Here is a 25,587-nt window from a genome sequence, read left to right on the forward strand (position 1 = left end):
CATAACCGGCCTTTGCCCGGTGATTCTGGTGTCGATTGCACGCACATCCGAAGTCGCCGACACACACTTCCTTTGCGGTGCGGCTCGCTCCTTGCGAATGCGTCAGTCGACGTTCGCCAGGATGCGGTGCGCCAATGCCTTTGCCTGCTCGAGCGCCTCTTCCGGACTGTCGGATGCGGCCTCGACGGTATGTTGCGCTTCTTCACTGTCGTCGCCATGTTCATGGCTAATCAAGACCACGCCCTGGAACTTTCCATCCTCGCGTGTCTGGATATCGGCTTGGGCGACCCAATCCGCCTTGGTGTATTTGACGGCTGCCATGGCAGTCTCCTTCACACATATCCCCCTAGGACTATGGTCGGCGTGACTTGTTCTGCCGTTCGTGATCGAGATGCGTTGGAACTGCATTGATTTTCATCAACCACAAAAAGCGACGAAAAATCAGAAACTTACCCATCGTTATTCTTGCTTATCCACAGATTTGACCACAAGAAATGTGGGTAAGGCGCGATGGCAGGAAGCAGCTGACGAGGAATTCCGACACGGCATCGGCATGGTGCCGGGGCAAAGCAGAAGACTACGACTACGCCTGCGTCGGACTGGGCCGACACATCAACGCCTCGATACGTCGACGCGCGTTCTGCCTAAGCGGCCCGTGCCGGTCGCCCCTTCGGCAGCACACTGTCGATTGCAACGCATAGCGCGCCCATCGTGGCGTCGAGTTGCTGAAGCAGAGGTTCCAATGCGTCGAGCTGGGCACCGGCGCGAATTGCTGATTCGATCTCATCCGAGGTCTGCCGCACATTGCCCGCACCAAGCAGCGCGGCAGCCCCCTTGACCGAGTGCACCATCCGCTCGGCCTGCACCCGGTCAGCCTCCAACGCCTTGCGGACGCGATCAGCGACATCAGACTGGCTGTCGCGGAAGCGTCCGAGCATCTGCAGGTAGAAATCGCGGTTCCCGAGTGCGCGCGACAGCCCTTCCTGCACATCGATCCCCTCGATCACGAGATCAGATTCCGGCTGGCTGGCGGCCGGGGGAAGCGGAGGCGGTAAAGCCGATACGGCTTCCTGGTCTGCCGGCACGACGTACTGCGGGCACCAGCGGGCCACGGTGCGGTACAGCTCGGCGGGGTTGACCGGTTTGGCGAGATGTCCGTCCATGCCGGATGCGAAGCAACGCTCCCGCTCCTCCACCATCGCATGAGCGGTCATTGCGATGATGGGCAAGCCCTGGAAGCGGGAATCCGCACGGATGCGACGCGTCGCCTCGTGGCCGTCCATTTCCGGCATCTGAACGTCCATGAACACCAGGCCGTAATGCCTCGCCTCTACTGCCATCAGCATGTCGAGCGCGATGCGCCCGTTGGCTGCGATGTCGACATGGATGCCCGCGGCTTGCAGCAGTTCGGCGGATATCTGCTGGTTGATGTCGTTGTCTTCCACCAGCAGGATCGAGAGGTCGCGGAAATGCGGCATCGATTCTTTTGCCGCATGCATCGCCTCGCGCATTTGCGGCGCAAACAGTTCGAGCATCATGTCCGCCAGTGCCGATGCACTGACAGGCTTGGTCAGGACGGCATCGGCACCGGCACGCTCAATGCGATAGCGCGCACCTTCGCTGCTGTGCGCGCTGAGAAGAACCATGCGCGGCGGCGCGCTCAGCGTGCCGTCACCTTTGATCGCGCAGATGAGGTCAACGCCATCCATGCCCGGCATTGCGAGATCGGTGAAGACGACGTCATACGGGCTATGGGCATCGGCAGCGTGAATCATGTCCAGCGCCTCACCTGCTGTGCAGGCAAGGTCGACCTGCACCGGCAGCGCGGCCAGGCTGCCAGCCAGCACGGTGCGCGCACTCGGGTTGTCCTCGACGAGCAGCACACGCATGCTGTCGATGACTGCAGGCATGTCGGGCATCTGGCGCGCTGCCTCGGCGAGCCCGAACCATGCAGTAAAGCGTACGGTAGTGCCGACGCCGACCTCACTCTCGAGGTCTATTACGCCATCCATCAGCTCTACCAGGCGCTTGGAAATCGACAGGCCAAGCCCGCTGCCGCCGTAGCGTCGCGTCGTCGATTCATCCGCCTGACTGAATGCGCGGAACAGGCGCGATGTTTCTTCCCGGCTCATACCGATACCGGTATCGCGCACCGTGAACTGAAGCTGGATCTTGTCGCCACGCGTCTCCAGCCGGCGGCAGCCGACAAAGATCTCTCCACGTTCGGTGAATTTGATGGCGTTGTTGATCAGATTGATCAGCACCTGGCCGAGCCGCAGCGGGTCGCCCACCAGGCCGCGCGGGATATCAAGCGGGAACTGAAAGATATATTCCAGCCGCTTCTCATGCGCGCGCGCGCCGGTAACGGTGGACACATTGTTGAGCACATCGTCGAGATCGAAGCCGACCCGCTCCATGTGGAGCTTGCCGGCTTCGATCTTGGAGAAGTCGAGGATGTCGTTGATGATGCCCAGCAGCGACAGGCTCGCGTTGCGCATCTTCTCGATGTAGTCGCGCTGCTTGGGATCGAGCTCCGTGCGCAGCGCAAGATGCGCCATGCCGATGATGGCGTTCATCGGGGTGCGGATCTCATGGCTCATGTTGGCGAGGAACATCGACTTTGCGCGCGAGGTTTCTTCGGCATGGCGGCGCGCGAGCTCGGCTTCCTTCAGTTCGCCCTGGATGCGCAGGCGCTCTAGTCGCAGACGCTCGACCATGCTTTGCTTGAGGCTGTCCTCCAGCAGCTTGCGCTCGGTAATGTCGGTCATGAAGGACAGCGTCGCCGGCCGGCCTTCCCATTCAATCATGACCGCCGACAGTTGCACCCAGATGGTTTCGCTGGTCTGGTGATTGACGATGCGGAAGTTGTAGTACTGCTCGACATCCTCGCCATGCAAACGCCGCATGTGATGGTCGGTCACCAGCGCACGGTCGTCCGGGTGAATCGCTGTGTCGAAAGGCAGCGCAAGCAGCTCTTCCTGCGAAAAGCCGGTAAGCTGCAGCACGCGCGGATTGGCGAACACGATATGGCCGCCCTGCACGACGAGGATGCATTCGGTCGCATTATCGACCACCTGCCGGTGGTGCTCTTCGGAGACGACAAGGGCCTGCTGCTGGCGGCGGAGTTCGGCTTCCTGGGCGGCCTTGCGCTCCTCGATGTCGGTCAGCGTCACGACCAGGCGGCGCGCACCGCTTGAAAGCGTGATCGGCTTGAAACTGACGAGGGCGGTCAGCAGGGAACCGTCGCAGCGCCGTATCTTCCATTCATCCGGAAGACGGGGAGATTCGGAGAACAACTGGGACAGGAAACGGTCGCCGAGGTCGGCGATTTCCGGCGGCGCCGCCAGCGACCAGTGGCGGCCGACGACCTCTTTCGCGGGGTAACCCAGCATGCGGCAGAACGCGGAGTTCGCCCGCAGGAACAGGCCTTCTTCATCGACGAAACAAATGCCCGTACCGGTGGCCTCGAACGCTGAGCTCAGCAGTTCATGGTCCTCCCGTGCTGGTGATGTTGTTATTGATTTTTCGTTCATCGCGCCACCCTGTTACGCGCACGATAGCAGATTCGTGCGCGACAGGGCTAGCCCGCGGAACCCGGTAGGCGGGCTCAATGCGGGCTCCAGCGGGCTCAAACGGGCACTATCGCGTCGTAAACGACCAGGAGCGGTTCACGAGCTTCGTCAGTACCGGGCAGCCGAAGGTGGCGGGATAAGTGACGGTGCCGACAAACTGCACGTCGTAAGTCGTATTGGCCGCGAGCACCGACGTCGGGACGATTGCCGCGGCGGTCGTCGGGGTGTACTGCGGGTCTTGCGCCGCGGTCAGCGTGCGCACACTGAGGGGCGATCCGCCGCGCGGACTGACGGTGAAGGTCTGCACGCTGACGTTGGCAATGATGTCCGCATGGACGCTGATCGGATAACCGACCTGGTTCTGCCCGGGCACCGGGTCCGGTACCTCAGCGTCGCTGTAGAAGTCACGCTGCACGCGCTGCTGGTTATCAAACGGATAGTTGATCAGGTAATTGATCGATTCTCCGCGTGTCGCGCAGTTCACTGCAATGCCATCGGCAACGAAGTTGGTCGTGAAGTAAGTCATGTTCTGCGCATCGACCGCCATGCCGATACCCGCCTGCCTGAACATCGGCTCGAAGATGACGAAACGATGGTAAATCGCGCCGATCAGGCCTTCTGCCGCATCGAATCCGGATGGATTCGACGTCTTCGAAATGACTTCGCCGTAGGCGTAGCTGCCCTGCGTGAAGGCATAGTTCGCCGCTTCCAGACGACTGACTTTGGCGCTCGGACAACGCGGGTCGTTATTGTTGTCATACACGCATTCGCCGGTAAATCCGGTGCGCCCTTCCTCCTGATAGTGCGTGATTCCCCACAGCTTCTGGTAATCGGAATGCCCCTGCGCGGCAATGTCGACCGTCGTGTTGCGGGTGACGGCAGGCAGGCCGAGCTGCTGGCGGCGAAAATTGAACCAGGTCAGCCCGTCGCTTGCGGTATTGCCGGTGGCCGCCGGGGCGGCGGGTTCGAGCGAAGCGATCGACGCGTTGGTGTTCAACGATGCTCTCGTCGAATCGTCACCGCCGCCTCCACCACCACCGCAGGAAACCAGTAACAGCACTGCCAACAGCGGCGGGAGGACAGGACGGAGGGAGCGAACCATGTATGTTCCTTTAACAAGAAGGGCTCGCCGAATCGAGGAACCCGCAACAGAAAAACCGGGCATTAGATGCCGGTTTAGATGTTCGGTTGCATCGCTACAAGGGAATTTGATGTAACGCAGAAAGTTGCTGTAAAGAACACGAAAATCCGGCTCTGCGGATGATCGGTTGCTGCCGTAGCGTTTTGTTCACGAAGCGCACGTCGCAGACAAGGGAAAGCCATGAGAGGAAGGTCGGGTCCGGGCGCTTGGAGTGCAAACCGATTCCAAGCGAAGGGTTCGTTTTCCAGGCTGGTTCGAACGACGCTGCGTCCACAACAGGCACGCGAGGCGCGAGCAAGCGGATTACGGACATTAATGATCCACATCAAGGCGGAGGCATGGTGCTTGCACAGAGAATTGCCGTGTGGAAATAATTTGTTCAGCCGTCTGCGCCACACGCGCCGTCAGGCATGGCAGATGAACAGGAATCAAAAGGTCCCCCTATGTCTTTATTACAGAACCGGCTTTATCTCTGGCAGAAGTTTGTCGTTTTGGCCGTGCTTGCGGCAGTGCTTACCGCCGTCCCCCTTGTGATGTATCAGAACGAAGCCAGCAAAGCGATCGACGTGGCGCGGGAAGAAGTGGCCGGAATGCCAACAGTGCGCGCGGTGCTCGATACGGTTCTGCTCGTGCAACAACACCGCGGCCTGTCCGCAATGTACCTTTCCGGGAATGACAGCGTCCAGGCACAGCGAGCCGCCAAGCAGGACGAGATCGTCAAATCGATTTCCGCAGCCGACTCGGCGGTTGCGCGCGCCGGCAGTTCTGTCATTGCCGCGCGCTGGCAAGAAGCCAAGGCAACCTGGCTCCCGTTGCAGGAAAAGGTCGCGCAGCGCCAGTTGAGCAGCAAGGAGAGTTTTGCCGCGCACACCTCGCTGGTCGGTCAAATGATGAAAGTCTCCGAGTTGCTCATTGATCACTATGGCCTCAGCATGGATGCACAGCCGGCCACGAAGTACTTGATCGACGCAGCCATCATTCAGTCGCCCGACCTGATCGAAACGCTCGGTCGTCTGCGGGCACGCGGCGCGGCAGTGCTGACAGCCAAGAGCGCTTCCATCGAAGAACGCGCCGCATTGGCGGCCCTGATTGAAAAGGCCAGAGAGCGCTACGCCAGCATCGGAAATGCGCTGGAGAAGTCGTCCGCGCATGAGCCTTCCGTGAAGGGGAAAACGGCAGCACAGCTGCAGGCGGCGCTGGCACAGGGTGACGAGGTGCTGCGCCTGGCCACTGAGCAGATCGTCAACGCAGAGGAAATCAGCTACGCAGGACCGGAGTTCTTTGCCAAGGTGACAGCGGCCATTGGCGAGCAAGTGAAACTCTATGATGCGGCGATGGCGGTGTTGAGCGAATTGCTGGCCGACCGGCAGACATCGCTCCAGACCAGGCTCTATCTGCTCGCTGGCACGGTAGTGGCAATGGCCACGCTTGCTTGCGTGATCGGCCTGCTCATCATCCGTTCCATCACTCGCCCGCTCAAGCAAGCGATTGCGGTCGCGAGGCAGGTCGCATCAGGCAACCTGACCGCACAGATCGACGTGCAGAGCAATACCGAGACGGGTCAGCTTCTGCAGGCGCTCAAGGACATGAACCATGGCCTGTCGAACATCGTGACTGAAGTGCGTATCGGAACCGAAACGATCGCCTCTGCTGCCGGCCAGATTGCAAGCAGTAACCTGGACCTGTCCACACGCACGGATCAGGAAGCCAGCTCTCTTCAGGAGACTGCGGCCACCATGGAGCAGCTCACCGCCACGGTCAGACAGAATGCGGATAACGCGCGCCAGGCCAACCAGCTGGCATTGTCTGCTTCCCGTGTTGCGAGCGAGGGCGGTGAAATGGTTGAGCATGTCGTCGAGACGATGAGCTCCATTAATGCGTCGTCGAAGAAGGTCGTCGACATCATCGGCGTCATCGATGGCATCGCGTTCCAGACCAACATCCTTGCCCTGAATGCCGCCGTCGAGGCTGCCCGCGCGGGCGAGCAGGGACGCGGCTTTGCCGTCGTCGCCTCGGAAGTGCGCAGCCTGGCACAACGCTCCGCAGCCGCCGCCAAGGAGATCAAGGACTTGATCAATGCTTCGGTCGAAAAAGTCGATGCAGGGACCCGGCTCGTTGACCAGACGGGCGCTACCATGGGCGAAATCGTTAACAGTATCAAGCGCGTGGCGGATATCGTTTCAGAGATTGCCGCCGCCAGCGGAGAGCAACGTACCGGTATCGAGCAGGTGAATGTCGCCATCACTCAGATGGAACAGGTCACGCAACAGAACGCAGCGCTAGTGGAGGAAGAAGCCGCCGCAGCCTCGGCATTGCATGAGCTCGCGGGCAAGCTGTCAAACGTGGTCAGCATCTTCCATCTGGAGGGCGAGCCATCTTCGGACCGGCCTGCGAGCGCAGCGCCGCAGAACGTGATGCCGCTTCCCGTACGGGCTGAGCCCCAACTGTTGCGGGCATGATTACTCCGCTTCCTGGTCAGCTTCGGGCGCCCGGGAAGCGGCGCAACAGGCCTCGCTCTCCCACTGCTCGATAGCGGCAGGGCCGCAACATCAGCATCGGCGTCCGCATCAATTCCACGATGACGCAAACCGAAGCCATTGCCTGAACAAGCAGGGCGGGCGTATGGCACCACAGCTGCCGCCGGCTGGTGCTGCGCGACCATGCCGCCCCGCGATTGGTTCATGCAAGACAATGGATATTCCGCCATTCAGGCCGGATCTTCGCGTCAGCCGCAACCTCGCCGCCTGATTCATTGAACAAATTGCTTTTACGGCTGTCCGAGTCCATCGACAGGGAGCGTTCCTTCACCGCGAATGCCGCGCACGATCCGTGGGCTGCGCTGGGCGCCATCAAAGTACAAGTTGAAGTTGCGCCGGCAGGCAAATGCAATACAGCCACGTCCAGCGACTGCGCAGGCCGTTGCCAGCAACAGCCAACCCGGGCACGTTGTTCTGCCGACCTGCATGAGCCATGCCGATAGTCTGCGGTCAAGAACTTCAGGCTTGAAAAGATCCGGCGACACCGCCGCGCGCTGCGCCACGGGCGTTGCTGCGGCCTGATGCGGTTACCGATGCAGGGAATTTTCCACTCTGCAACAAGGCGTCCGTTTCTGTCGCGGCACGACGGCAGCGCTGTAATGATTTGTCGCCGCGATTCGTTTACAGTGTGTTGAATGCATATCGACCTGCCGCATGCGAAAGCGCAGCCGCAGCAGGATGTGTGTTCTGTGTTTTCATCAGCTTGGCTGACTTGCTTATTGGTTCGATTTCATGAAACCCGTTGCACCCGGTACCGTCATCTTCCATCGCCATCGCGGCTATGGCGTCATTACTGCGGTCAACCTGCTGACCGGGTGGGTCTCCGCGCGCTTCGGCGATGAAGTGCGCACTCTCGACCTCAACCTGTCGCATGACGAGTTGCAGCATGCAGACGGGGAACCGATCCGCTTTCGGCGGGATGCGCCCGATCGCATGCCGCATGCGCGGCTGATGGCGATGGTGCGCGACCTGCATCGCGCCGGGTACGAACGCCTTTATCTCTACAGCTGGCCCAAGCCATCGGGACTGCACTGGCGCTGGCATTTGTTTACCGGGCAGCGCAACTGGGTGGATCGCGCATGGCGTGAAGGCTGGTACGGTTCCGGTGCGGACTACAACTTCAATCCCGTGCTCGGCTGGGGTGACCAGCCTGGGGCAACAGCGCAGGAACTTGTGCGCGCATTTGCACAGTTCGATCCGCACGGGCTGGCGCAGGCGTTGCGCCGTGATGAAGACCACACCGCCTGGTTCGAACAAGTGTGCGAGGCGCTGCTGCCGAACTATGCGTACACGTTGGGCTGGGACTTGCGCGACGGACCGGTGCCGGAGCATCTGCCTGTCATTGCGGTGCGGCGCGGAGTTCCCGCATATGCCGGACCACCGCTGCCCTGGCCGCCAGGCTGGGCCAGGATCTGGACCGGCGGGCGTGCGCTGGTCCAGACCAGCTTCAGAACAAGTCCCGCTGGCGCCCCTTCCGACGCCGTTCGTTAACCTGCGCGATGGAAGTGGTGCGCGGGCCGGCAACCAGGGTGATCGCATCACCCGCCGCCAGCTGCCCGGTCTGCACGACCCGCAGGTAGAAGCCGCTGTTGCCCGCCTGCACCATCATCTTTGCGGCGTGACCAAATCCCATCTTCGCATTGAACTTGAAGCAGGGCTGGCGCGGCTCGGTCACTTCGAGGATCGCGCTGCCAATGTGCAGGCGGTCGCCGACCCACACGTCGTTTTCCAGCAGTCCGTACAAAGTCAGGTTCTCGCCCATTGAACCGTGCGGCAACGGCTCCTCGCGCTTGAGCGCCGCAAGACGCTGCGCAGCCCAGAACGCATAGTGCTCCGACGGATACGCATACACGGCCTTGTTCAGCCCGCCGTGCACGCTCGGGTCTGCCTGCTCGTCGCCATCGAGCCCCAGTTTGTTGACCGTTACCGCGCCTTGCACCGGCTGCTTGTGGATGCCGGTGGCGATGCGGTACAGATGCGTCGACTGCTCGATGAACAACGCACCGACGGTGGCGACATTTACGCTGAGAACTTGCATGGTTTCCTTCTTTGGCAGTTGCAAGCTGCGTGATGCTGGCTGCACGCAGCGGTTGATTTCTGTGTGGCGCGTCTTACCGTTGCGCGGTGGCGAGCCGGATGGCAAGTCCAGCAAACGCGAGGCCGGATAGTTTGTTCAGCACAAGCTGCGCGCGCGGGGAGCGGTTCAGCACCTCCCCAAACGCTCCCGAGAAGTACGCGATCGCGCCGAATACCAGTAATGTGGCGACGATGAAGATCGCGCCGAGCGACAGCATCTGCAGCACAAGGCTGCCGTTCCGCGGATTGGCGAATTGCGGCAGGAAGGCAAGGAAGAAGATCGCGACCTTGGGATTGGTCAGGTTCATGATGATGCCGCGGGTGTACATCTGCCTGCTGCTGATGCGCTCGACCTTGTCGGCCGATGCCACCCCGGCAGGTGCGCGGAATGCCTGCCATGCGAGGTAGAGCAGGTAGCCGGCACCGATGAACTTGAGGATGGAGAATGCCGTGGCCGACGCCGCAAACACTGCCGCAAGACCAAGCGCAACGCCGGTCGTATGCACCAGCAGCCCGGTGCACAGGCCGAGCACGACCAGCATGCCGGCGGCGCGTCCGCGCATCGCGGACTGCAACAGCACAAACACATTGTCGGGACCGGGTGTCAGCGCAAGCAGGACCGACACGGAAAAGAAGGCGAGGGTGGTTTCCAGGGAAATCATGGGTTGAGTGCGTACAGATTAATGTTTGTGGCGTGGCGGGTTGTAGGGCGGACCGGTTATTTCGGTTCCAGCGCTTCCGGGTTCAGCACATTTGTCGGTGTGCCGTTAGCAAAGTCGATAATGTTCTGGAATGCCGAGCGGAAGTAAAGCTCGTAACTGTCCTTCTCCACGTAGCCGATATGCGGCGTCAACAGCACGTTAGCGTAGCGCAACAGTGGCGAATCGGACGGGAGCGGCTCGGCTTCGAATACGTCAAGCGCCGCGTAGCCCGGCCGACCGGCGCGCAAGGCTTCGTCGAGCGCACCCGGCGCCACGAGTTCCGCGCGGCTGGTGTTGACGAACAGGGCGCTGCGCTTCATCCGCATCAGGTCGCGTGCCGTCACGATGCCGCGCGTCGCATCGTCCAGGCGCAGGTGCAGCGACAGCACATCGGCCTCTTCAAAGAGCGCTTCCCGCGTTGCAGCCGCGCGATAACCGTCGCGCGCTGCCACCGCGCGGCTGGCATCACTGCCCCAGACGGCGACATCCATGCCGAACGCCTTGCCATAGCCTGCGACCATCCGGCCAATGCGGCCATAACCCCAGATGCCGAGCGTCCTGCCTTTCAGCACACTGCCCAAGGTATTGAGTTCCGGGTTGACTGACGCGGTCTGCCACAAGCCGTCCCGCAGGTTCGCGGCGTACTGCGGCACTTTACGCGAAGCCGCCATGATCAGCGCCCAGGTCAGCTCCGCCGGTGCCGTGGGATCGCCGACCCCTTCAGTAATCACGATGCCGCGTTCCGTTGCAGCTGCGACGTCGATGTGGCCGCTGACCTTGCCTGTCTGGGAAATCAGTTTCAGGTTCGGCAGCCGCGCCAGCAACGGTCGCATTAAGGCCGTCCGCTCGCGGATCAATACCAGTGCATCGAACTCCGCCAGCCGAACCGCGAGCTGCCCCACACCACGGGCGCTGCTGTTAAAGATCTTGACCTCATGACCTTCCAGCATGCCAAAGCAGCTGAGGCCGCGCACACAGTCCTGATAGTCGTCAAGAATTGCAATTTTCATACGCGTTGCATGTCTAACATCTATTTCCGTAAGAAAGATACGAGTATGCAGAAAAGCGCTAATTCCCTACTACAAAACTCAACAATTCTTCCTACAATTTTGTTGTAAATCATTGAGCAGAGATATTGCGCCGTGTACAATCATCCCCTTATTTTCGCCGCGCCCGCGTGGAGCAACCGGGAGCGCGAACCCACCAGCCCGGGCATTATTCCATTTTTTTCGGGCTGCACGGTCACCAACCAGATGACCGCTTTCGACAAGACCGCCGTACCGCTAGACCTCATTGCCCTAGCCGAGCCAAAAGCTGACGACGATCCTGCCGTGCCGGGACAAGACAGATTTCTTTATTGGCATTGGAGGTAGTTTTTTATGAACCAGCCCGTTATGGGAGGCATTGCAGCATTGAATGCGCCAACTTACGTTAAACAACAGAAGCTGATCAACTGGGTTGCGGAAATCGCCGCACTCACCAAGCCGGACCGCATCTACTGGTGCGACGGCTCGCAGGAAGAATACGATCGCCTCTGTGCAGAGATGGTTGCCGCCGGCACCCTGAAGAAGCTGAACGAAGCCAAGCGCCCGAACAGCTACCTTGCCTGCTCCGACCCATCCGATGTGGCGCGCGTCGAAGACCGCACCTTCATCTGCTCCGCAAAACAGGAAGACGCCGGCCCCACCAACAACTGGATGGCTCCGGCAGAAATGCGCGCCACCCTCAACGGCCTGTTCGATGGCTGCATGCGCGGCCGCACGATGTACGTCGTGCCGTTCTCGATGGGTCCGCTCGGATCGCACATTTCCCACATCGGCGTGGAACTGTCCGACTCGCCGTACGTTGCCGTCAACATGCGCATCATGACCCGCATGGGCAAGGCCGTGTATGACGTGCTCGGCACCGACGGCACCTTCGTGCCGTGCGTGCACACCGTCGGCAAGCCGCTGGCCAAGGGTGAAAAAGACGTTGCATGGCCGTGCAACCAGACCAAGTACATCGTGCACTACCCGGAAACCCGCGAAATCTGGTCGTTCGGCTCCGGCTACGGCGGCAACGCACTGCTGGGCAAGAAGTGCTTCGCGCTGCGCATCGCGTCCACCATGGGCCGCGACCAGGGCTGGCTCGCCGAACACATGCTGATCCTCGGCGTCGAGTCACCGGAAGGCAAGAAGCACTACGTCGCAGCAGCGTTCCCGTCCGCCTGCGGCAAGACCAACTTTGCGATGCTGATTCCGCCGAAGGCCTTCAACGGCTGGAAAGTCACCACCATCGGCGACGACATCGCATGGATCAAGCCGCACAGCGACGGCCGCCTGTACGCGATCAATCCGGAAGCCGGCTATTTCGGCGTGGCACCGGGTACCAACACCGCGACCAACTCCAACTGCATGTCCTCGCTGACCGCGAACACCATCTTCACCAACGTCGCACTGACCGACGACGGCGACGTCTGGTGGGAAGGCATGACCAAGGAACCGCCGGCTCATGCGATCGACTGGCAGGGCAAGGACTGGACGCCGGAAATCGCCAAGGAAACCGGCCGCAAGGCTGCCCATCCGAATGCGCGCTTCACCGTTGCCGCAACCCAGAACCCGGTGATCGACCCGGCATGGGACGATCCGAACGGCGTGCCGATTTCGGCCTTCATTTTCGGCGGCCGCCGCTCCACGACCGTGCCGCTGGTGACCGAAGCCCGCAACTGGGTGGAAGGCGTGTACATGGCTGCGACCATGGGTTCGGAAACCACCGCTGCAGCCGCCGGCCAGCAGGGCGTGGTGCGCCGCGATCCGTTCGCGATGCTGCCGTTCATGGGCTACAACATGAGCGACTACTTCCAGCACTGGCTCGACATGGGCAAGAAGATTGCAGCATCGCCGGCTGAACTGCCGAAGATCTTCTGCGTGAACTGGTTCCGCACCGATGAAAACGGCAAGTTTGTGTGGCCGGGCTTCGGCGACAACATGCGCGTGCTGAAGTGGATGCTCGACCGCATTGAAGGCAATGCCGGCGGCAGCGAGAACATCTTTGGTGTCACGCCGCGCTACGAAGACCTGAAGTGGGACGGCATCGACTTCACCAAGGAACAGTTCGAGAAGATCACCTCGATCGACAAGGCGGCATGGGAAGCAGAGCTGAAGCTGCATACCGAACTGTTCGACAAGCTGAAGTACCACCTGCCGGCAGAGCTTGAAACGACCAAGGCGCAGCTGGAAAAGCGCCTGGCGGCATAACACTGCCCCAGCACGCCATCTCCCGTCCAGCGGGAGATGGTGACAGCAGCACCATACAAAAGGCGCGACAGGGCAACTTGATCGCGCTTTTTGTCTTTCCAAAGTTGCCGCTTCCGGGCATTGGCTGCCCCTCCTTCCTGCACCAGTCCGCATCGCGTTGGCAATACCGGTTTATCTGGCCGTAAATCGCCCCGGCCGCCATGCACGCGCGGCCGGATACCTGTTCACCTGCTCGTACGTGGTGCCACCGGGACACGGCGGCATATGTAACGGAGTGCACTCCTTTCTGCTTCGGTGTCGAAGCGGGCGCATTGCCGGAGGCGGCGTCTTCTTGCTCATTCCAGCGCAACGCTGTGACGGAATTAGAAGCTTTCTTCACCTGCATTTCCAGCGGTACGGATGACCCATAGCATTGTTATTTTTATAACAATGCAAGGCGCTGCTGCGACGCCCGTTCGCCCGCACCGCGCACAAGGAGGCAATCATCAACGCGCTCAAGGTCCTCACCGCGGCCCTTCTCTGGCTGCTTTCCCCGCTCAGCCGGGCAGAGCTGGTCGCCACCAGCGTGTCACTGGCGGAAAACACGCTCCAGACCAGCAACCAGCGGCTGTTTGCGTCCTCGGACGGCGCGTTCTATGAACTGGTGCTGGGTGCTGGCAGCTGGCGCAGGCTGACCGTGCCGGTATTGTTCAAGGACGGTCGCACCAGGCGCTGCTATTTCCTCGGCATTACCGAGTCAGCCGGGATGGTTTACACGGCGTGTACCGAGAACGCGCTCAATCCGCTTGCCAAAAAATACCTGCTGGCGCTCGACATGTACCAGCCTGCAGTGCGGTTGCAAGAAGTCGGCGAGCTGCGCGACATGGCGCTGCCGAACGGATTGGCCGCCGACAGCAGCGGCAACCTGTACATCGCGGACAGCGGCATGCCTTTCCTGCCCGGCACCATCCAAAAGGTCACGCTGGCGGCTCCTTTCGCGATTGCGACGCAGACCGTGTTGCACCATTTCGCCGCGTACAAGCCCAACGGGCTGCGTTATGCCAGCGGCAAGCTGTACGTTACGGTCAATCCCTTCAGTTATGTCGGCATGTCGCAGTTGCTGCGCTACGATCTTGGCACCAATGGCTTGAGCAACCCGGCACCCATCTACAGTTCGCTCGCCTTCCTGGACGATTTCGCGCTGGTTGATAGCGGAGCGGTGGTATCCGAATTTCTGGCCGGGCGCATCGTGCATGTCGACGAGCGCGGCAGCGAGCTGCATCACGCCGTTTTTTCACAGCCGACGTCGGTCAGCCTGTTGACGGCGGCCACCTATGGCGCCGGCAACCTTCTGGTTACCGAACGAAACCGGGGCAGCGTGCATCGCTTCATCAATAACTGGGGCCTTCGGCCGCGCTAAAACCATGGAATAAACAGGGATTTTGCGAGGTGTTGCCTTCATGCACAAAAATAACATTTGATTACAACTCAACCATTGCCTTGAAGAAATGGTGTGTGAGAATGGCGCTAATCTCCCGAAATCCCTCGGCGTTATTCGCGCCAAGGCTATGTAAGCAGCAAGGCTATGGCCCCCGATCCCTCCGATGGCGTGCATGCACCCGGTCCTGTTTCCGCAGAAGTGCGGGGCGAGATCATGCAGGAGCTCGTCGAATCCGTCTCGTCCGCAGTCAATACGCAGTTTGATTCATTCACGTCGCGCCTGGCCGATGCGCTGTTGCGAGCGACGACAAGTACGTCCGATCCAGCCGAAGCCAAACGCTACTCCGATTCGGCGGCCCTGCTGAAGAAGAACCGGTACCCGTTCTACTACGCCGCATGCGAGCGGCTGGTCGCAACGCTGGAACGGGAAATCCAGCTGGCTGAAGATCCGTCAAGCGCGTCCACCATCCCCAGCGCTGCGAAGAAAGCCTTGCCGGCCGACATGGAAGTCGACCGGAAGCTGACGATGCTCAAGGTCAGCCGCGCGATCGAGGAGGAACACCGCGAGCGCCTGTCTGTCCTGAACCTGCGACTGGGCTACCTGTACGGCGTCGAGGAACTGGAGATGGCACGCAACCCATTCCGGCCCCAGATATTCCTGGATGTGATTCATGACACCTGGTGTGCCCTCCATCCTGACCCGAATTCGCATCATCTGGCGTTCCGGTTGCTCAAACCCAGCCTGTCGCTGGACATGGCAGCCATTCTCCATGCGGCAAATTCCACACTGGTGCGGCGCGGGATCCTACCACGGCTGGCGGAACCAAGCCAGGTCGTTCCCCTAACCATGGATATCACGCCGGCGGCACAAGGAAAGGCCAGCGCTGACCCGGCGAATACCGTTGCGCAGCAGCTGCGACAAATGTTCCCCGAATCGCAGAAGCCGGCGCCGGTAAAGAGCGGTACGCGTTCATCCTTGAACGATGCCTTCCCCGCATTGTTCGCGCAGGACGTGCTGAATGCTGCGGCTGGCCGCAATGAATTGCTCAATTACCTGGCCAAGGTCCGCAAGCACACCTCTCATGCATCACTGCTTGAGCAGATCAGGCAGCAGGCACCGCAAGGACTGTTGACGCCGGAGGACGAGCAGGCATTCGAGCTGCTGGGAAAGGTCTTCGCTGCGGTATTCCGTGACACGAACCTGCCTGCGGAGATCCGCGAACTGATCGGCTCGCTGCAGGTGCCGGTGCTGGAAGCGGCGCTGACGAACAAGAATTTCTTCTTCAGCGAATCGCATCCGGCGCGCCGCGTGATCGCGCTGCTCGCCAATCTGGGCGTCGACTGGGACCGCAACAAGGAAGCGGACGATCCGCTGTACCAGACGATCTTGCGCAACGTGAAACGCATCCAGTCGGACCAGCGTCTTGGTGCGTTTACGGAAGCACTTGCCGACATCGAGGCATTCCTTTCCAAGGAAGAGCGCGCATCCCACGTCGTGTTGTCGGAGCCGATTGCCAAGGCCTTGAAGAAAGACAAGCGCCTGCAGGCAGCCAAGGCCGCCAGGCACGACGTGGCGCAGCGCATCGACACGGGCGAGGTCATCGCCTTCGTCGAGGACTTCCTGGAAGACAAATGGGTTTCGGTGCTGACGCTGGCCTACAGCGTCAAGGACAGCAAGCCGCAGGCCGTCACCAGTGCCGTACGCACCATGGACGAGCTGGTATGGAGCGTCAAGCCGAAGTTCACGATGGAGGAGCGCGAAGACCTGCTCGGTCGCCTGCCGCCGCTTCTGGCGATGCTGAACAAGTGGCTGGATCTCATCAAATGGGATGACGAAGGGCGCACGCAGTTCTTTGCCGAACTGGCTGAATGCCATGCGTCCATCGTACGCGCGCCGCTGGATCTGACACCGAAACGCCAGGTGGAGCTTGCGCTGGAAGCGGCACAGCAGGCGGCAGAACGGCGCCAGCAAAGGCTGTCGAAAGTTGAGCCGGAACCGGTTACCGACATGTTCACGGAGCGTGTGCAAAAACTCGAGTGCGGCTCCTGGATTACCTTCACACCGAAGAAGGGCACGCCGCTCAAGGTGAAGCTGGCCTGGATCAGCCCTTCACGCTCCTACTTCGTGTTTTCGACACGCGGCAAGCAGGAGGCCTTGTCCCTGTCTGCCGAAGCGCTCGCCAAGGCCCTGCGCGAGCAACGAGCGCACATCCTGTCCACCAGCGGACTGGTCGAGCGGGCACTGGCCGAAGCGCTTGGCCTCGACGATGCCGGCCACGACATGCTCACTCACCGGCCTGCCGCCTGAACCGGCAGCCGCGCTACCAATCCAATCCTGCATCACGCCACCTGTGCCCAATTGGCCACAGGTGGCTGCCGTCGTTTGTCCGCCCCGGCGCTGCCTGCGCCCACCGCGGCAGGCGGTTCATGATTAAATACCAAGCTTTACGCAACTTCTACTCAAGGACTTCCCGATATGGCCGGATCCAGCCTCTTAGCCCTGATTGACGACATTGCCACGATACTCGACGACGTTTCCGTCATGACGAAAGTCGCCGCAAAGAAAACGGCAGGCGTCCTTGGCGACGATCTGGCGCTCAATGCGCAGCAGGTGGCCGGTGTGCAGGCGGACCGGGAACTGCCGGTAGTGTGGGCAGTCGCGAAAGGTTCACTGATCAACAAGGTCATCCTTGTCCCGGCGGCGCTCGCCATCAGTGCCTTTGCGCCTTGGGCGGTGACGCCATTGCTGATGGTGGGCGGCGCCTTCCTGTGCTACGAGGGTTTCGAGAAGCTCGCGCACAAGGTGATGCACAGCGCAGGCGAAGACAGCGCGGAACATGCAGAACGGATGGAAGCGCTCGCCAACCCGGCGGTGGATATGGTGGCCTACGAGAAAGAAAAGGTGAAAGGTGCCGTGCGCACCGATTTCATCCTTTCGGCTGAAATCATTGCCATCACGCTCGGTACCGTGGCGACGGCGTCGTTCACGCAGCAGGTTGCCGTGCTGTCGGGCATCGCGGTGATCATGACGGTTGGCGTCTATGGGCTGGTGGCGGGCATCGTGAAGCTCGACGATGGCGGCCTGTATCTCACCAGCAAGAGCGGTGAAGGTGCAATGCGCCGGTCGCAGCGCGCGTTAGGACGCCTGATCCTGCGTGCCGCGCCGCACATGATGAAGAGCCTGTCGGTGATCGGCACGGCGGCCATGTTCATGGTCGGCGGCGGCATCCTGATGCACGGCTTGCCCGGTGCGGAAGAACTGAGCCATGGCGTGGCACACGCCGCTGGCGGCATACCGGTGATCGGTGGTGTGCTGGAAGTATTGACGCCGACCTTGCTGAGTGCGCTGGCCGGCATCGTTGCCGGTGCAGTGGTGCTGGCCGGCGTCACTGTGATCGGCCGCCTGTTCCGCAAGGCGAAGCCGCAGTCCTGACCCTCCCGATTCCAGTGCGCGGGCGGTGCTGGATGCACTGCCCCGACACGGCAGGGCGCGCTCCTGCCGCTCTTCCGGATTTCCTATGCCTTGCGCACCGTCAGTAGGTGCGCTTGAAGGCCGTTCCCTCATCGAACCGGCTCTGCCAGTGGCGCAGGTATGCAGCGGCCAGCTCCGCGTTGTGCCAGACCACGATGACGTTCTCGCTGTTGGATTTTGCCGCTGCCTGCGAATAATTGTATGAGCCGGTCTGCACATGCAGTCCATCCGACACGATGTACTTGTCGTGGTGGATCGCGTACTCGCCGTTGCGCCGCGCCGGAATGCCGGCGCCGGCAAGCAGGTTCAGCGCGGCCGTGCCCGCCTTCGACTGGGTGCCCTTGTCATCCACCACCACCCGCACGTCCACGCCGCGCCGTTTTGCGTCCACCAGTGCCCGCACGATGAGAGGGGAGGTGAACGAATAGGCGCCAAGCCGGATGCTCTTCTGCGAGGTGTTGATCACCTTCAGGATCAGCCGCTCTGCGCTACCGTTCGGGGAAAACCCTGCCTCGATCTGCGCACTGGGCGGAGCCTTGTCGGTGCGGGCCTGTAGCGTGCGCGACAACTCCTCGACGAGTGTAGGCGGTTTCGCAAAGACGCTGCTCGCGCAAAGGAACGCTGCGGGAAGCAGAGCAAGAAAGCGTTTTTTCATGTGAAGCATTCGTTGGGAAAGGCAGGATGCGGCGATCGGGTTGAGCCGCAGAGTACTGGAGCCGACTCGGCTTGGGGAGTTCCGCCATCACGCGGAAGTGATCAATCATTTTTCCATCCAGAAATATACGCGAATGTCTTAAGCCCTGCCGCGCTGTGTGTCCGATAGACGGGCACGAAGAGTAGCGAAAGTGCGTGGACAAGCGCGCCCGCTTTACTTTGTGAATGTGGAGGTTTACAGCGGGAATTTTCTGGCGGTAGTATTGTTGAACAATTAACAACAACCCGCCCGGAGGCAATTGTGCGTGCTCTCCTGCCATTTCCCATTTCCATCGCAGCACTGGTCACCCTGATCGGAGGACTGGCGGCCAGCGGCGTGGTCTCGGCATGGCTGAGCAGCGCGGAGCACGACGAGGAATTGCACTACCTGGAGCACATCGCGGATGTGCGGATGAGCGCCTTCCAGAACGGCCTGAACGAGGCATTGAATGCACTGGTCACGGTGAACCAGTTGTTCATGACGGTCGATTCCGTGAGCCGCACACAATTTCGCACGTTTACCCAACCCTTGCTCAAGCGTCATCCGTACGTGCATGCATTTGCCTTCCAGCGTGCCGATCCGGCAGCGCAACCGGCGACCGATGCAGACGAGCGCAACAGCCATCGCAGGCCACCGGCAAAGTTCAATGCCGTTGATTTCTGGACCGGAAGGCCGGCGCCAGCTTCCGGCACCCTGAACTACTATCTGGTCGATTACATCGAACCGAGCCGCAACCGCGATGTTCTTTTCGGCATCAATGCGGCCGCCACGCCCCATCTGGACGAGGCAATCGACACTGCCACCGCCCGCGGGAAAGCAACGGCCACACGCCTGTTCCGCCTTCTGCAGGATACCGGCTCGCAAAACGGCTTCGTGGTGGTCATGCCCGTCTTCAGGCACGATGCCAGCCCGACCAATGCAGCCTCGCGCAAAGCCGCCGTGCTCGGCCACACCTCCGCGGTCTTCCGCGCCAACGACCTGGTGGCGCTGACATTGGGCAGGACCGGGCTGCTTAATACGGAAGGCATCGACATCCGTGTCTATGCGGGTGGCCCGCCGCTGGAGAAAAACCTCACTTTCCGCAATGACGCTCGCGCCGCGTGTGAACCGGCATTTTTCGTGCCGCGCTGGCTGTTCCAGTGGTTCGAACGCGAGGATGTGACGGTCTCGCGCTCGGCAGAGGTGGCTGGCATGCAATGGCATATGCTCATCTCCAGCCCGTCCGGCGCGATCGCCGGCTCGCATACGCGCTCCTGGCTCGTGCTGCTGGCAGGCAGCCTGTTCTCGCTGCTGGCTGCCGCTCACCTGCAGTCGCTGACCCGGCGCGCGGCGGAACTGTCGCGCGCCAATACCCTGCTGAGCGAAGACATCATCGCGCGCGAACGCGTGGAACGCGCATTGCGCGAGAGCGAGGAACGTTTTCACCGCCTGGCCGACCTGTCGTCCGACTGGTACTGGGAACAGGATGCCAGCCAGCGGCTGACGGTGGTCAGCGGCCGGAAGATCATCGGCTTTGCGCCCAAGGAACCGCACAACAATGCACTGTGGGATCTGCCGTTCGACGCGGATGAGTCGCACTGGGAAATGCACCGGGAACTGGTGGCTTCACGCCGCCCGTTCAAGGACGTCGAGTACAAGGTGCTGGACTCCAGCGGCCGCTACCGCTGGATCGTGGTCAACGGTGAACCGGTATTCGATGAACTCGACAATTACATCGGTTACCGCGGTACCGCCAAGGACCTGACCGCGCGCAAGGAAGCGGAACTGGCGCTGCGCCAGTCACAGGGTGAACTGCGGGAACTGACCGCACACCAGGAACGCGTGAAGGAAGACGAGCGCAAGCGCATCGCACGCGAGATCCACGATGACCTCGGACAGAACCTGCTGGCCTTGCGTATTGACGTCTCCATGCTCGATACGGCCACCGCCGCCGCGCATCCCGCATTGAACAAGAAGATCCGCGCGGTGCTGGCGCAGATCGACAGCACGATGAAATCGGTGCGTGCGATCATCAACAACCTGAGGCCTTCGGTGCTCGATCTCGGGCTGACGGCGGCCATCGAATGGCAGGTGCAGCAGTTCAGGACCCGCAATGAGATACCGTGCGACCTGATCATGGACAGCGATGACTTCGATGCCTTGCTGGATGAAGAAAGCGCGACTTCCGTTTTCCGCATCGTGCAGGAATCGCTCACCAACATCAGTCGCCATGCGTATGCGAGCCGCGCCGAGATCGCCATGCACCGCGCCGGTGACATGCTGGTGATCACGATCCGCGACGATGGCGTTGGCACCTTCTCCGGCAACCAGCGCCATGCGCGCTCGTTCGGCCTGATCGGCATTCGCGAACGCATCCATCGCATGAACGGCGAGTTCAGCGTTGACAGCCGCCCCGGCCATGGAACGCTGCTGACAGTGTCGGTACCGATCAGGCAGACGTGCGTAAACGGGGAGCAGGCCAGCCTGGCACTCAACATGCCGGATTGAGTTTGCTCACGCGCGGTATCAGGCAGATCGACTATGCTTGCCGGCGGAGCAAGGTGACGACCACAACAGGCATGACCGAAATAACTTGGGGAGAGCGATCATGGCAATCTTGATCTTGGGGCTGGTGCTGTTTCTCGGCATCCATCTTTTGCCCGCGATGACGGGCGTGCGCACCCGCCTGTTCAACAGGTTTGGCGAGAAACGTTACAAGGGCGTTTTCTCTCTTGTCTCCGCCGTGGGTCTGGTACTGATCGTGGTCGGCTATGGACGCGCCCCATCGGAGCCCCGGCTGTTCGATCCTTTTCCGCTGGCGATCAAACTCGCACCGCTGACGATGATCGTCAGTTTCGTGCTGCTCGCAGCAGCCAACATGCGCACCCACATCCGCAGCACGCTGCGACATCCGATGCTGCTCGGTGTAGGGCTATGGGCGGCAGTCCATCTGCTGGCCAATGGAGAAGCGCGGGCCACCTTGCTGTTCGGTGCATTCCTCGCGTATGTGGTGATCGATTTCCTGTCCGCGGTGCAGCGTGGCGCGACGAAGAAATTCACGCCCGTGCTTGGCCAGGACGTGATGGCGATTGGCGCGGGTGTCGGGCTGGCGCTCGTCGTCATGGCCTTCCATCGTCCCTTGTTCGGCGTCATGGCAGTGCCGTGGGGCAGGTAAGCCGACCTTGCCCGGAACCCCGTCCTACTGAGAATGTCAGAGTAACAACGGCGCGCCGCGCCGGACCATTCGCATGACATTTGGCCTATTCTGGGGGAGCGGTGACCAAACGCGCGTTACTGATCGTCAACCGCAAGAGCCGCAACGGCACCGCTGACATTGAATCCGCCATCGCCCATCTCAGCCAGCACGGCATCGAGATCCTGGAGCGACCTATGGACCGTCCGGAACAGATCGCTGCACTGGTGCGGCAGCACAGCAGCGAGGTCGATTGCGTGATCATCGGCGGTGGTGACGGCTCGATGAATGCGGCCGCGCCAGCGCTGGTCGAAACACGTCTGCCGCTCGGCGTGCTGCCAATGGGAACGGCGAATGACCTCGCACGCACGCTGTGCATACCGGTCGATATTGCTCAGGCATGTGAAGTGATCACCGGCGGCATCCTGCACCGCATCGATCTCGGCCGCGTCAACGGGCATTATTTTTTCAATGTGGCGCATATCGGACTTGGCGTGCAGGTGGCACACCAGATGTCGCCGGACATGAAGCAACGCTGGGGCGTGCTGTCGTATGCGCGCGGATTGGCCAAGGCCTTTGCCTCGTTCCGCCCCTTTGTGGCGGACATAGTGTGCGATGGGCGCCGCCGGCGGGTGCGCTCGATCCAGATCGCGGTCGGTAACGGCCGGCATTACGGCGGCGGGATGACGGTGGCAACCGATGCGAGCATTGATGATCACCGGTTCTTCCTGTACAGCATCGAGCCGCTGGAGGCGTGGGATTTGCTCCGCTATGCGCCGGCTTTTCGCGCGGGCAAGTTTGAGCCGCACCATCCGGTCGACATCGACCATGGCCGCCACGTGACCGTCACCACGAGCAGGACCATGACGGTCAGCGCCGACGGCGAGGTGCTGACCCGCACGCCGGCATCGTTCGACATGGTGGCCGGTGCTGTCAGCGTCTTTGTGCCGGCAAGTTACTTCGATCAACAACAGGAGTTGCATCATGCTGCTCAGAGATGACAGGCAAATGGCGATCAGCGAAGTGGAAACGCTTTGCATGGAAGCTGCAGAACGCTACGCGGCGGCGGCAGACAAGGCGGACGACGCCGCGCTGAAGGCGCTGTTTTCCGAACTGGCAGAACAGCACCAGCAGTTTGCCGCCGCGCTCGCACGGCATATCCGTGCGGACGACGACCTGCCGCAACCGCCCGACCCTGACCGGGAAGCGGTCAAGGAAGTCCTCACCGGTATCAAGAGCCTGCTGCAAGGCGGTGTACGCGACACCCTGCTGGATGAACGCGTGCAAGGAGAAGATGCGCTCGCCAACGCAGTGCGCAATGCGCTGAAGCTCGAAAACCAGGATGAAGAGCGCCATCTGCTGCAGGAAATCCTGGCACACGCCGAAGCGGCAAAGGGCCGACTGGCCGCGGCACGCGGAACGTGATCAGCGCAGGCTCTTGATGCCCAGCACGGCGGCCGATACCAGCCGCGCCATGAAGCTGTTTTCGCGCCGTGCCTGCCGCAACCACATGCGCAGCCGCCGTGCCCAGGCACCGGACAGATTGCGCAACACTTCCGGGATGTGGCGCAGGACATGCAGGCGCGACCGATAGATGACGACATGGTCGAGATCGCGTTGTACGCCAAGAAGCCGTGACTTGTACTCATCCTGCCCCCACAGGAAGTGGTATTCCTTGCCGCCCCGGGCGATGCATTCGCAAATCGTCAGGTAGCAACACAGCGTGCCGATCCGATAGTCGTTGTAGACCGGATCGTGCGCGAGCACTTCCAGGAAATAGTTGTCGCCGACGCGATAGTTGATGGTGCCGGCGCAGATGCGGCCGTCGATCATGATCGCGCCGATGAAGCCGCATTGCTGGGAAAGGCGGAGGATGCGCTGCGCTGTCTTCTCGTCATTGATGGACACCTTGCCCTTGCCCTGCATCCGGCTGCGGTTGAGTTCGATGATTTCATGGACCTGCTGCGGCTGGATCTGCACGGCCTCGAACGCCTGGAAGCGGAAGCCGGGAAAGTCCCGCTTGAGCTTGTTGAGGTAGCGGTTCACATAACTGCGCGTGGATTTGCCCAGGCTGGCGAGGTAGTCCGCTGCCGTGCGCGGCATCTGCAGCACCATGTCTTCGAGGCAGTGGTACTGCTGGCTGGGATACGGCAGCTGCCAGCGCTGTGCCTGTATGGCATGGAAGGCGATCATGTGCGCCGACGGATAGCTGGCGAAGACCGTGCTGGCGAAGCGCATCACTTCATCGCGGTCGGGCCGCATGCCTTCGTTGATCACACGAACGACGTTTCCCTCGTGCCGGAACAGCCAGACGCAGACGATCTCCTCGCCGTCGCGCACGACATAGGTGCTGGCATTCTCCGCCCCGCCAAAGACCTTGTTGTAGGCGAGCGAGGAAAACAGGTTTCCATACAGCTGCCGCAGCGCCTCGTCGGCGAACGGCGGGATCTCGTTGTCATGGCACCGTATCGATAGCCTGCGCAACCGCGCCCCGGGCGAACCGTATTCGGCGGGCGAATTGGCGACAATGCTGCTCTCCAGCGGACTGCTCGTATTCAAATGCATGCTCCATGGATCGATGCCCATCCTTGCTGCCTGTTGCGTTGGCAGCCCGCCTGTCGTGCCAGGCAATGCGTCCGGACAAAATCCCTCCCTGCCGCAAGGCGGCGCCAGGATGTGCTCAGTCGGGAGGGTTTATGCAATCCACACATCGTTGATCGTGCTCCCAGGAGAGGGATGCCAGCACCAGAGTGCTGGCCAACGTGGTGTCGCGCTGCCGGTGCCAGTTGCCGTGACTAATCGTTGTGGCTCATACAGTTTGGATGAAAGCGTGAAGAATGGTTCATCCTACGATGACGCTCACGGACGCTTCTTTGTGTGAGCGCAAGGAGCGACTGCAATTGGTGCGGCGCGGCGGGCCGGCAGCGCACATATTTGATGCGCGTCGTACGAATGGCGGTTAGTACCCTGCGTTCTGTGTGTTCTATGAGACATGCACGCAAGGCATTGTGGTGCCATGCCGGCCAACTCTGTTGCAGAGGGAATGTGGCTTGGGAGGAGCCTGTCGGCGACGCAACAAATGATAGCGGCACTCAAGCAACGCCTCTTCATGCTCCTCGCAACCGATCCGACTTTCCGGGACACCGGACGAGAATCGTTGGCCAAGGGGGATAGCGTGGCTGGATAAAACTTGCGCTACAGAAATGATGTAAAAATAGCGGGGTCCGCTGTCCATGCCGCCTTAGCAGGTTGTTGAAAAACGTAGCGAGCGGGCTGAGGTTTGGGTTGAGGAGCGCAAGCGTACGAGCGATACGCCGAGCACCGCAGACCCAAAAATCGGTTCGCGCAGTAGTTTTTCAACAGCCTGCTAGGGCTTGCCCGCCGCTCTGGCAGCATGCAGCGGACGGACCGGCAATGTCGTACGACGAAGGGACGGAGGTACTTACTGGCCCTTCGTTGATGTAGATCATAGGAAATTGTCCTACCGGAAATTACGCTGGATACGACCTCTACCGGTCCACGCCGACGTCGGCCCGTCGCAGCAAACCGTAGCGCCGGACGCCGATG

The 25,587-nt window shown here is 61.1% G+C and carries 19 protein-coding genes; 11 read left to right on the top strand and 8 right to left on the bottom strand.

All coding sequences use genetic code 11. From position 1 onward, the window contains the following. Positions 1-102: 102 nt before the first annotated feature. The 3 genes from ACYVIA_RS07170 to ACYVIA_RS07180 all read right to left on the bottom strand — a co-directional run bounded on the left by ACYVIA_RS07170 (position 103) and on the right by ACYVIA_RS07180 (position 4,674). The gene (locus ACYVIA_RS07170) at positions 103-321 is read right to left on the bottom strand and encodes a hypothetical protein (protein ID WP_460839322.1); all 219 of its coding nucleotides are present in this window, start codon (positions 319-321) and stop codon (positions 103-105) included. 323 nt (positions 322-644) lie between these two features. Beyond that, entirely contained in the window at positions 645-3,533 is a 2,889-nt protein-coding gene (locus ACYVIA_RS07175; RefSeq protein ID WP_460839324.1) for a response regulator, read from the bottom strand. Positions 3,534-3,639: 106 nt separating this feature from the next. After that, positions 3,640-4,674, bottom strand: coding sequence for a CAP domain-containing protein (locus ACYVIA_RS07180; protein ID WP_460839327.1), 1,035 nt, complete (start codon positions 4,672-4,674; stop codon positions 3,640-3,642). A gap of 482 nt (positions 4,675-5,156) precedes the next feature. On the opposite strand from ACYVIA_RS07180, the gene ACYVIA_RS07185 reads away from it, so the two are divergent. Further along, the gene (locus tag ACYVIA_RS07185; RefSeq protein WP_460839329.1) at positions 5,157-7,172 is read left to right on the top strand and encodes a methyl-accepting chemotaxis protein; all 2,016 of its coding nucleotides are present in this window, start codon (positions 5,157-5,159) and stop codon (positions 7,170-7,172) included. 810 nt (positions 7,173-7,982) lie between these two features. Next, positions 7,983-8,741: an L-asparaginase gene (locus ACYVIA_RS07190; protein WP_460839330.1), complete on the top strand. Its 759-nt coding sequence runs from the start codon at positions 7,983-7,985 to the stop codon at positions 8,739-8,741. On the opposite strand, the gene ACYVIA_RS07195 is transcribed toward ACYVIA_RS07190, so the two are convergent. The 3 genes from ACYVIA_RS07195 to ACYVIA_RS07205 all read right to left on the bottom strand — a co-directional run bounded on the left by ACYVIA_RS07195 (position 8,698) and on the right by ACYVIA_RS07205 (position 11,037). Further along, positions 8,698-9,288 (bottom strand): MOSC domain-containing protein, encoded by a 591-nt coding sequence (locus ACYVIA_RS07195; RefSeq protein WP_460839332.1) that lies wholly within the window; start codon positions 9,286-9,288, stop codon positions 8,698-8,700. The two genes, ACYVIA_RS07190 and ACYVIA_RS07195, sit on opposite strands and share 44 nt — an antisense overlap. A gap of 73 nt (positions 9,289-9,361) precedes the next feature. Next, a complete protein-coding gene (locus ACYVIA_RS07200) occupies positions 9,362-9,988 on the bottom strand; it encodes a LysE family translocator (RefSeq protein ID WP_460839334.1) in 627 nt (208 codons plus the stop codon). A 56-nt stretch (positions 9,989-10,044) separates the two neighbouring features. After that, entirely contained in the window at positions 10,045-11,037 is a 993-nt protein-coding gene (locus tag ACYVIA_RS07205) for a D-2-hydroxyacid dehydrogenase family protein (protein WP_460839336.1), read from the bottom strand. A 132-nt stretch (positions 11,038-11,169) separates the two neighbouring features. Here ACYVIA_RS07205 and ACYVIA_RS07210 point away from each other — a divergent pair, with 132 nt between their 5' ends. From ACYVIA_RS07210 to ACYVIA_RS07230, 5 genes are all read left to right on the top strand, one after another. Beyond that, positions 11,170-11,400, top strand: coding sequence for a hypothetical protein (locus ACYVIA_RS07210; RefSeq protein WP_460839338.1), 231 nt, complete (start codon positions 11,170-11,172; stop codon positions 11,398-11,400). 6 nt (positions 11,401-11,406) lie between these two features. After that, on the top strand, positions 11,407-13,263 hold the full coding sequence (locus ACYVIA_RS07215; protein ID WP_460839340.1) for a phosphoenolpyruvate carboxykinase (GTP): 1,857 nt from the start codon (positions 11,407-11,409) through the stop codon (positions 13,261-13,263). A 565-nt stretch (positions 13,264-13,828) separates the two neighbouring features. After that, positions 13,829-14,662 (top strand): NHL repeat-containing protein, encoded by an 834-nt coding sequence (locus ACYVIA_RS07220; RefSeq protein WP_460839341.1) that lies wholly within the window; start codon positions 13,829-13,831, stop codon positions 14,660-14,662. A gap of 165 nt (positions 14,663-14,827) precedes the next feature. Further along, a complete protein-coding gene (locus ACYVIA_RS07225) occupies positions 14,828-16,990 on the top strand; it encodes a DUF1631 family protein (RefSeq protein ID WP_460839343.1) in 2,163 nt (720 codons plus the stop codon). Positions 16,991-17,158: 168 nt separating this feature from the next. Then, the gene (locus tag ACYVIA_RS07230) at positions 17,159-18,115 is read left to right on the top strand and encodes a DUF808 domain-containing protein (RefSeq protein ID WP_460839345.1); all 957 of its coding nucleotides are present in this window, start codon (positions 17,159-17,161) and stop codon (positions 18,113-18,115) included. Between the two features lie 100 nt (positions 18,116-18,215). Here the strand turns inward: ACYVIA_RS07230 and ACYVIA_RS07235 are convergent, their stop codons facing one another. Further along, positions 18,216-18,818, bottom strand: a complete 603-nt coding sequence (locus ACYVIA_RS07235) for a phospholipase D family nuclease (RefSeq protein ID WP_460839347.1) — start codon at positions 18,816-18,818, stop codon at positions 18,216-18,218. Positions 18,819-19,109: 291 nt separating this feature from the next. On the opposite strand from ACYVIA_RS07235, the gene ACYVIA_RS07240 reads away from it, so the two are divergent. The 4 genes from ACYVIA_RS07240 to ACYVIA_RS07255 all read left to right on the top strand — a co-directional run bounded on the left by ACYVIA_RS07240 (position 19,110) and on the right by ACYVIA_RS07255 (position 23,445). Beyond that, complete coding sequence (locus ACYVIA_RS07240; protein WP_460839348.1) at positions 19,110-21,335, top strand: sensor histidine kinase; 2,226 nt, start codon at positions 19,110-19,112, stop codon at positions 21,333-21,335. 100 nt (positions 21,336-21,435) lie between these two features. Beyond that, on the top strand, positions 21,436-22,002 hold the full coding sequence (locus ACYVIA_RS07245) for an NnrU family protein (protein ID WP_460839350.1): 567 nt from the start codon (positions 21,436-21,438) through the stop codon (positions 22,000-22,002). A gap of 101 nt (positions 22,003-22,103) precedes the next feature. Beyond that, a complete protein-coding gene (locus tag ACYVIA_RS07250; protein WP_460839352.1) occupies positions 22,104-23,021 on the top strand; it encodes a lipid kinase in 918 nt (305 codons plus the stop codon). Next, the gene (locus ACYVIA_RS07255; protein WP_460839354.1) at positions 23,005-23,445 is read left to right on the top strand and encodes a DUF2383 domain-containing protein; all 441 of its coding nucleotides are present in this window, start codon (positions 23,005-23,007) and stop codon (positions 23,443-23,445) included. Before ACYVIA_RS07250 ends, ACYVIA_RS07255 begins: the two co-directional genes overlap by 17 nt. Here the strand turns inward: ACYVIA_RS07255 and ACYVIA_RS07260 are convergent, their stop codons facing one another. After that, positions 23,446-24,579 (bottom strand): GNAT family N-acetyltransferase, encoded by a 1,134-nt coding sequence (locus ACYVIA_RS07260; protein WP_460839355.1) that lies wholly within the window; start codon positions 24,577-24,579, stop codon positions 23,446-23,448. It lies immediately after the preceding gene. Between the last annotated feature and the right edge of the window lie 1,008 nt (positions 24,580-25,587).

Source organism: Noviherbaspirillum agri (genome assembly GCF_054780595.1).

Bases quoted from the DNA above. Each gene is read 5' to 3' on its own strand.
- ACYVIA_RS07215 (WP_460839340.1), top strand. From the start codon at position 11,407: ATGAACCAGCCCGTTATGGGAGGCATTGCAGCATTGAATGCGCCAACT.
- ACYVIA_RS07225 (WP_460839343.1), top strand. From the start codon at position 14,828: ATGGCCCCCGATCCCTCCGATGGCGTGCATGCACCCGGTCCTGTTTCC.
- ACYVIA_RS07255 (WP_460839354.1), top strand. From the start codon at position 23,005: ATGCTGCTCAGAGATGACAGGCAAATGGCGATCAGCGAAGTGGAAACG.
- ACYVIA_RS07195 (WP_460839332.1), bottom strand. From the start codon at position 9,288: ATGCAAGTTCTCAGCGTAAATGTCGCCACCGTCGGTGCGTTGTTCATC.
- ACYVIA_RS07190 (WP_460839330.1), top strand. From the start codon at position 7,983: ATGAAACCCGTTGCACCCGGTACCGTCATCTTCCATCGCCATCGCGGC.
- ACYVIA_RS07230 (WP_460839345.1), top strand. From the start codon at position 17,159: ATGGCCGGATCCAGCCTCTTAGCCCTGATTGACGACATTGCCACGATA.
- ACYVIA_RS07235 (WP_460839347.1), bottom strand. From the start codon at position 18,818: ATGCTTCACATGAAAAAACGCTTTCTTGCTCTGCTTCCCGCAGCGTTC.
- ACYVIA_RS07245 (WP_460839350.1), top strand. From the start codon at position 21,436: ATGGCAATCTTGATCTTGGGGCTGGTGCTGTTTCTCGGCATCCATCTT.
- ACYVIA_RS07180 (WP_460839327.1), bottom strand. From the start codon at position 4,674: ATGGTTCGCTCCCTCCGTCCTGTCCTCCCGCCGCTGTTGGCAGTGCTG.
- ACYVIA_RS07205 (WP_460839336.1), bottom strand. From the start codon at position 11,037: ATGAAAATTGCAATTCTTGACGACTATCAGGACTGTGTGCGCGGCCTC.
- ACYVIA_RS07170 (WP_460839322.1), bottom strand. From the start codon at position 321: ATGGCAGCCGTCAAATACACCAAGGCGGATTGGGTCGCCCAAGCCGAT.
- ACYVIA_RS07200 (WP_460839334.1), bottom strand. From the start codon at position 9,988: ATGATTTCCCTGGAAACCACCCTCGCCTTCTTTTCCGTGTCGGTCCTG.
- ACYVIA_RS07175 (WP_460839324.1), bottom strand. From the start codon at position 3,533: ATGAACGAAAAATCAATAACAACATCACCAGCACGGGAGGACCATGAA.
- ACYVIA_RS07185 (WP_460839329.1), top strand. From the start codon at position 5,157: ATGTCTTTATTACAGAACCGGCTTTATCTCTGGCAGAAGTTTGTCGTT.